Source organism: Janthinobacterium sp. FT14W (genome assembly GCF_009208755.1).
Classification (GTDB): domain Bacteria; phylum Pseudomonadota; class Gammaproteobacteria; order Burkholderiales; family Burkholderiaceae_D; genus Janthinobacterium; species Janthinobacterium violaceinigrum.
In genome coordinates, this window is the sequence record NZ_WFLL01000041.1 from 45,887 (window position 1) to 52,341 (window position 6,455).

Sequence of the window (6,455 nt, forward strand, 5' to 3'; positions counted from 1 at the left end):
CGCTTCACGCCATGCCGTCCCGCCACCCGGCCGGACGGCATTTTTCATGGCAAGAACAATAACTATCCTTCCCCCTCAGGCACCCCGCCAGCCTGCGCAGCATATAAAAATAAAACTATTTTTACCCTCAAGTTTCTTTAAATCATGTCGTTTAGCGCGCGGCCAGCCGCAAACTGAAGGGCTGAAAAATAAAATTTAAAGCGTTTTTCGCCATAAATTTTCCCGCAGAGCAACCGTTACCCTAAACAACAGCGGCTTGATTGCCCCGGAACAGCGGGGCAGGCCAAAGTGAATGGCACATAGCACAATGTAGTACCTGTTTGGAGAATTAACATGGCTGCAGTAATTAATACCAACATTGCCTCCCTGAACTCACAGCGCAATCTGTCGACGTCGCAATCGGCCCTGACCACCTCGCTGCAACGTCTGTCTTCCGGCATGCGCATCAACAGCGCCAAGGACGACGCCGCAGGCCTGGCGATTTCCGACCGCATGACGTCGCAAATCCGCGGCATGACGCAAGCGACCCGCAATGCAAACGACGGCGTCTCGCTGGCTCAAACGGCCGAGGGTGCACTTTCGAGCTCGGGCGACATCCTGCAACGTATCCGCGAACTGGCCGTTCAATCGTCGAACGCCACCAACTCGTCGAGCGACCGTCAAGCGCTGCAAACCGAGGTAGGCCAGCTGGGTTCGGAATTGAACCGCATCGCCCAAACCACTTCGTTCAACGGCCAGGCGCTGCTGGACGGCACCATGGGCACGGCCAACTTCCAGGTCGGCGCGGACGCGAATCAGCTGATTTCGGCCAGCGGTGCAAACTTCCTGACCAATACCTACGGCAACAACCGCATTGAGAATGATGCTGTTGCAGTCAAAGCAACGACAACCAACGTTGCCGATGCAAAAACCATCACCATCAACGGCAAGCTCGGTTCCGCCACCTACACTACGGCTACCGCTGCCGTAGGTCCTCCAGCTGTCCTGTCGGACACGGCTAAATCGATCGCTGCTGGCATCAACCAGAAAACCAGCGCTACCGGTGTCACCGCTACGGCAAAAACGGAAACCAACCTGGCCCTGGCCGCCGAATCGTATTCGTTCCAGATCGCATCGGACAACGATCCTGCCCAGACTCCTGTCACCGTGTCCTTCGCAGTGGGCGGCAGCGCAAGCAGCGCCACCGACTTCGCAGCAGGCATCAACGCCATCAATGCCCAATCGGCAAAAACCGGCGTGACGGCTCAGTACGACACGAAAAACGGCGGTATCAAGCTGAGCAATGCCAACGGCGCTGACATCAAGCTCACCAACGGCGCTACTGCGAACACCAAGTTCGACGTCGCCAGCTACAAGCTCGATGGCACCAAGACCGCCGCGGTCGACAACAAGGGCGCTGCAGGTGTCGCTGTTGCCAACGGCACCGTCACGTTCGACTCGGACAGCAGCTTCTCCGTCACCGATGCCGGTTCCGGCCTGGGCCTGGGTGCGGCAGCAGCAGCCACCACCAACCAGGGTTCGCAACTGAAGTCCGTCGCCTCGATCGACATCACGACCTTCGACGGTGCTCAGCTGGCCCTGAAAATCGCCGATGCAGCCTTGTCGACGGTCAACGGCCAACGCGCTCAGTACGGTGCATTGCAATCGCGCTTCGCCTCGGCGATCTCGAACCTGCAATCGACGACGGAAAACCTGTCGGCATCGCGCAGCCGCATCGTCGATACGGACTTCGCGTCGGAAACGGCCAACATGACCCGCGGCCAGATCCTGCAACAAGCTGGTACGGCCATGCTGGCGCAAGCAAACTCGCTGCCAAACGGCGTCCTGAGCCTGCTGCGCGGCTAATCTCCGATTAGTCAGGCAACAGCGTAGGACCCTGATTCCCCTGCCGGATTTTTTCGGCAGGGGAATTTTCACTAGGAGAGCACCATGACTATCGACACGATAGCGGCCGCCTCCGCGGCCAGGATAGACAAGAGTTACGTGTCCGCGGACACGCCGCCGGCGCGCCCGGCAGCGTCCCGCACCGTCACGGAAAATGGCACTGTTGCGTCACAGCAAGCCAGCAGGGAACCCAGCCGCGAGCAGCTGGACAAGGCGGTATCGGAACTCAACCAGTCTTCGCAGATGAAGACGCAGGGCCTGGAGTTTTCCATCGACGAAGACAGCCGGCGCACGGTGGTCAAGGTCATCGACCAGGAAACCAAGGAAGTCCTGCGCCAGATTCCCACCAAGGAAGCCCTGGAACTGGCCAAGACCTTTGACTCTGCCAAAGGTTCGCTGATCAGGCAAAGCGCATAGCGATGGCCTTGCCCACGGACGCGCAACATCGTGGCAATACGCATCGGCATGACCACGGGGCCCGGTAGCCTGGCTATCCGGCCCCGCTTTTCATTACAATCCAAGTAACAACCACCTGCTTCCCCCCGATTTTTTACGCCCGCTGAAAACAGCGCGGTAAATCCCCCTCTCAAGTCCTGATTGATTCTGCCGATAACAGCTTATATTAGCGTTTTCCTAGGAGTATTCAGTGGCCATCACACCTACCCTTTCATCCATAGGCATCGGCGCCGGCGCCACCGGCCTGGATGTGAATGCCATCATCGACAAGCTGATGACGGCCGAATCGGCTCCGCTGGCTACTTTTGACAAGAAAACGGCCTCCTACCAAGCCAAGCTCAGCGCACTGGGTACCCTGAGCGGCTCCGTCAGCAGCTTCCAGAGCTCGCTGTCGGCACTGACCAACTCGAATAACTTCCGCGCCGTCAGCGCCACGCCGTCGGACCCGCTGGTGCTGTCGGCCAGCGCCGGCGCCAAGGCCGTCGCCGGCAGCTACAACATCAACGTTTCCCAGCTGGCCCAGGCGCAGACGCTGACGTCGGGCGGCATGGCCAGCAAACTGTCGACCATCGGCAGCGGCGCCAAGACGACGGTTTCCTTCCAGCTGGGCTCGCTCGCCGGCGGCACGTTCGGCGTGTCGGGCACGGCCCTGAGCGGCAGCACCCTGCTCACAGGCGTGAGCAACGGCTCGCTGATCATCAATGGCACGGCCATCCCGACCGATGCCAGCACCAAGAGCTCGCGCGCGCTGGCCGACGCCATCAATGCCAAGAGCAGCACCACGGGCGTCACGGCCACGGCACAGCCGGCAGCCAGCAGCGCCACCATGTTCAGCGGTTTCGGCAACATCGCCACCGGCGCGGACGGCACCTATTCACTGTCGGTTGGCGGGATCGAGATCGTCACCCAGGGCAATGGCGTCGCGGCAGGCAGCGGCATCACCGCCGCCTCGCTCGACACGACGCTGGCCGGCCCGAATGCCGTCTCGAATGCACTGGCGGCCGCGAACATCACGGTCACCGGCAAGGCGGCGGACGGCAACCTGCAATTTACGCGCGCGGACGGCTCCAATATCAATATCGAGGAAGTCGTCACGGGCAGCGTCATGGGCGGCATCGGCCATGCCTCCAACGCCACCAACGACGGCTCGAACGTGACGATAGCCAGTTCGATCACGCTGGCGTCGGGCAATGCCAGCCCCATCGTCATCGCCGGCAGCAATCCGGCCGCTGCCGGGCTGACGGCCGGCACGGGCGGCGCCTACATGAATACGGGCTTCACCCAGGATGGCACGCAGGCCACGGGATCGGTGGTGATCGATGCCACCAACAACACCCTGCAAGGCATCCGCGACGCCATCAACAACGCGGGCCTGGGCGTCACCGCCAGCATCGTGTCCGACGGCAGCGACAAGCCGTATCACCTGGTGCTCAGCTCGACCAAGACGGGCGCCAATTCGGCCATGAAGATTTCGCTCAGCGGCAGCGATGGCCAGCCCGCCGACAGCGCCCTGAACAACTTGCTGGCTTACGATGTGGCTGGCGCACAAAACCTGAAACAGAACAGCGCGGCGCAGAACACCATGTTCAGCGTCAACGGCATTGCCATCACCAGCAGCTCGAACAGCGTCGATACGGCGATCGAAGGCGTCACCCTGGGCATTACCAAGATCGGCACGTCCAGCCTGTCGGTGGCCAAGGACACGACGACGGTCAAGACCAGCATCACCGCCTTCGTCAAGGCTTACAACGACCTGAACACGGCGATCGGCAAGATGACGGCCTACAACCCGGATACCAAGACGGGCGGGGTGCTGCTGGGCGATGCCACCGTGCAATCGATCCAGACCCAGCTGCGCCGGCAGCTGGGCGTGCCGATTACCGGCTTGAGCAGCGGCATGAATACCTTGAGCCAGGTGGGCATTTCCTTCCAGAAAGATGGCAGCCTGACCCTGGATACAAGCAAGCTCGACAAGGCAATCAGCACGAACTTCAGCGACATCGCCGGCCTGTTCTCGGCCATCGGCAAGGCCAGCGACAGCAATGTCGCGTTTACCAGCTCGACCGCCGCCACCAAGCCCGGCACCTATGACCTGAGCATTACCACGATGGCCAGCCAGGGTTCGCTCACCTCGGATGCCGCCCTGCCCGCCAGCACCACGATTGCCAGCGACACCACCTGGAACGTCACGCTGAACGACACGGAACCGTCCGCCGCGAAGAACACAGCCAAGGTGACGATACCGGCCGGCACCTATACCCCGACACAGCTGGCGTCGCTGGTGCAATCCTCGATCAACGGCGTGAAGGCCTTCTCGGACAATGGCTCGACGGTTTCCGCCGCCATCGATGGCACCGGCAAACTGGTCCTCTCTTCGAGCCGCTACGGCTCCGTCTCCAACCTGGCCGTGAGCAGCGGCACGGGAACCGGCATAGATACCCTGTTTGGCACGGCCAAGCCCGTCAAGGGCACCGACGTGGCCGGCACGCTGGGCGGGCAACCCGTTGTCGGCTCGGGCCAGACCCTGACGGGCGCCCCCGGTTCGCCGGCCGAAGGCTTGAAGATCGAAGTAACCGGCGGCACCACCGGCCCGCGCGGCACGGTCAGCTTCTCGCAGGGCTATGCCTACCAGTTGAATAACCTGGCCACGTCCTTCCTGGGCACGGACGGCATGATCACCGGACGCACGAACGGCATCAATGAAACCCTGAAATCGGTGGCAGCGCAGCGCGACAAGTTCAGCGCAAAGCTGACCGACATCGAAGCGCGCTACCGCGCCCAATACACGCGCCTCGACGTAACGCTAAGCAAATTACAGTCCACGCAAACTTATTTGACCCAGCAGCTGGCATCCATCGCCGCCAACCGCTAAGCGCCATCATCAGGAGAAACATATGTTTGGAACCCAACAACGCGGCGTCAATGCCTATGCCAAGGTCGGCCTGGAAACAGGCATCGTCTCAGCCTCGCCGCACAAGCTGATCGTGATGCTGTACGACGGCGCCCTGGTGGCCGTGCTCAGCGCGCAGATGCACATGAATTCAGGCAATATTCCCGAGAAAGGCAAGTCCATTTCGAAAGCCATCCAGATCATCGACAACGGCTTGCGCGCCAGCCTGGACAAGAACGCGGGCGGCCAGATCGCCGAAGGCCTCGACGCCCTGTATGAATACATGAGCGCGCGCCTGCTGGCGGCCAACATCCACAACGATCTGGCCATGCTGGAAGAAGTGCAGCGCCTGCTGACCGACCTGCGCGAAACCTGGAACGCCATAGGCGCCACCCCCGCCGCCATTCCCGGCGCCGATTTGAAACGTATGCCCAGCCTTGCGAGCGCCTGACCCATGATGACGAATCAAGAAGTCCTGACCACCTACGAAGCCATGCAGACCCTGACGGGCCAGATGGTCACCGCCGCCACCAATGCCGACTGGGACGCGCTGGAAGAGCTGGAGCAACGCATCAGCGCGCATGTGGCCGCGCTGAAGGCGAATGAAGAAAAAGTCGTGCTGGAAAGCGCTGGCCGCTTGCGCAAGGTTGCCCTGATCAAGCAGATCCTGGAAGACGACCGCAAGATCCGCGACCTGACCATGCCGTGGATGGCGCAGTTGTCCAAGCTGATCAACAGCACCGGTACCGAGCGGCGCCTGGCCAACGCCTACGGCGTCTAAACGCACACGGGGGCGCCATGTTGCCGAAGATGGATGCAATCGGCATGACGCCCTTGACCCCGATCAAGGGCACGCGCCCGGCCGACACCGTCGCCGACCCGCGCCAGGCCGAGTTCCAGCGCTCGCTGCAGGGACTGATCGGCAAATCCATGCAGGGACAGGTGCTGGCCCGCATGGGCGACGGCAGCTACCTGGTGCGCGTGGCCGGCACGCCGGCCCGCATGCAACTGCCCGCCGGCGCCCAGCTGGGCACGGAAATCCCGCTGACCTTGATCGGCATCAATCCCCGCCCCTCTTTTCAAATCGGCAGCGCCCGCGACCAGGCCGCCCATCCCCTGCTGACGTATGCGGACGCGGAAGCCGAACCCGGCGCCGCCGAGACCCGCGGCCCCCAGGCCGGTGCCGCCCAGGCGGGCATGCGCGCCGGCAGCACGGCCGCCACCC

General features: G+C 62.1%; 5 protein-coding genes and 1 pseudogene. All 6 read left to right on the forward strand.

Annotated elements, in window-relative coordinates; all coding sequences use genetic code 11:
* Positions 1-333 precede the first annotated feature (333 nt).
* Complete coding sequence (locus tag GCN74_RS22495; protein WP_152258735.1) at positions 334-1,845, forward strand: flagellin; 1,512 nt, start codon at positions 334-336, stop codon at positions 1,843-1,845.
* An 84-nt stretch (positions 1,846-1,929) separates the two neighbouring features.
* Positions 1,930-2,301, forward strand: a complete 372-nt coding sequence (locus GCN74_RS22500) for a flagellar protein FlaG (RefSeq protein ID WP_152258736.1) — start codon at positions 1,930-1,932, stop codon at positions 2,299-2,301.
* A gap of 229 nt (positions 2,302-2,530) precedes the next feature.
* The gene (fliD, locus tag GCN74_RS22505) at positions 2,531-5,212 is read left to right on the forward strand and encodes a flagellar filament capping protein FliD (protein ID WP_226939172.1); all 2,682 of its coding nucleotides are present in this window, start codon (positions 2,531-2,533) and stop codon (positions 5,210-5,212) included.
* A gap of 22 nt (positions 5,213-5,234) precedes the next feature.
* On the forward strand, positions 5,235-5,681 hold the full coding sequence (gene fliS, locus GCN74_RS22510; RefSeq protein ID WP_152258737.1) for a flagellar export chaperone FliS: 447 nt from the start codon (positions 5,235-5,237) through the stop codon (positions 5,679-5,681).
* Between the two features lie 3 nt (positions 5,682-5,684).
* Complete coding sequence (locus GCN74_RS22515) at positions 5,685-6,011, forward strand: flagellar protein FliT (protein WP_152258738.1); 327 nt, start codon at positions 5,685-5,687, stop codon at positions 6,009-6,011.
* 44 nt (positions 6,012-6,055) lie between these two features.
* Positions 6,056-6,455 (forward strand): annotated as a pseudogene (locus tag GCN74_RS22520) (flagellar hook-length control protein FliK); the annotation flags it as partial.

What these genes read in the sequence shown, in the direction of transcription:
- GCN74_RS22495 (WP_152258735.1), top strand. Translation starts at nt 334, where the DNA reads ATGGCTGCAGTAATTAATACCAACATTGCCTCCCTGAACTCACAGCGC.
- GCN74_RS22500 (WP_152258736.1), top strand. Translation starts at nt 1,930, where the DNA reads ATGACTATCGACACGATAGCGGCCGCCTCCGCGGCCAGGATAGACAAG.
- fliS (WP_152258737.1), top strand. Translation starts at nt 5,235, where the DNA reads ATGTTTGGAACCCAACAACGCGGCGTCAATGCCTATGCCAAGGTCGGC.
- GCN74_RS22515 (WP_152258738.1), top strand. Translation starts at nt 5,685, where the DNA reads ATGATGACGAATCAAGAAGTCCTGACCACCTACGAAGCCATGCAGACC.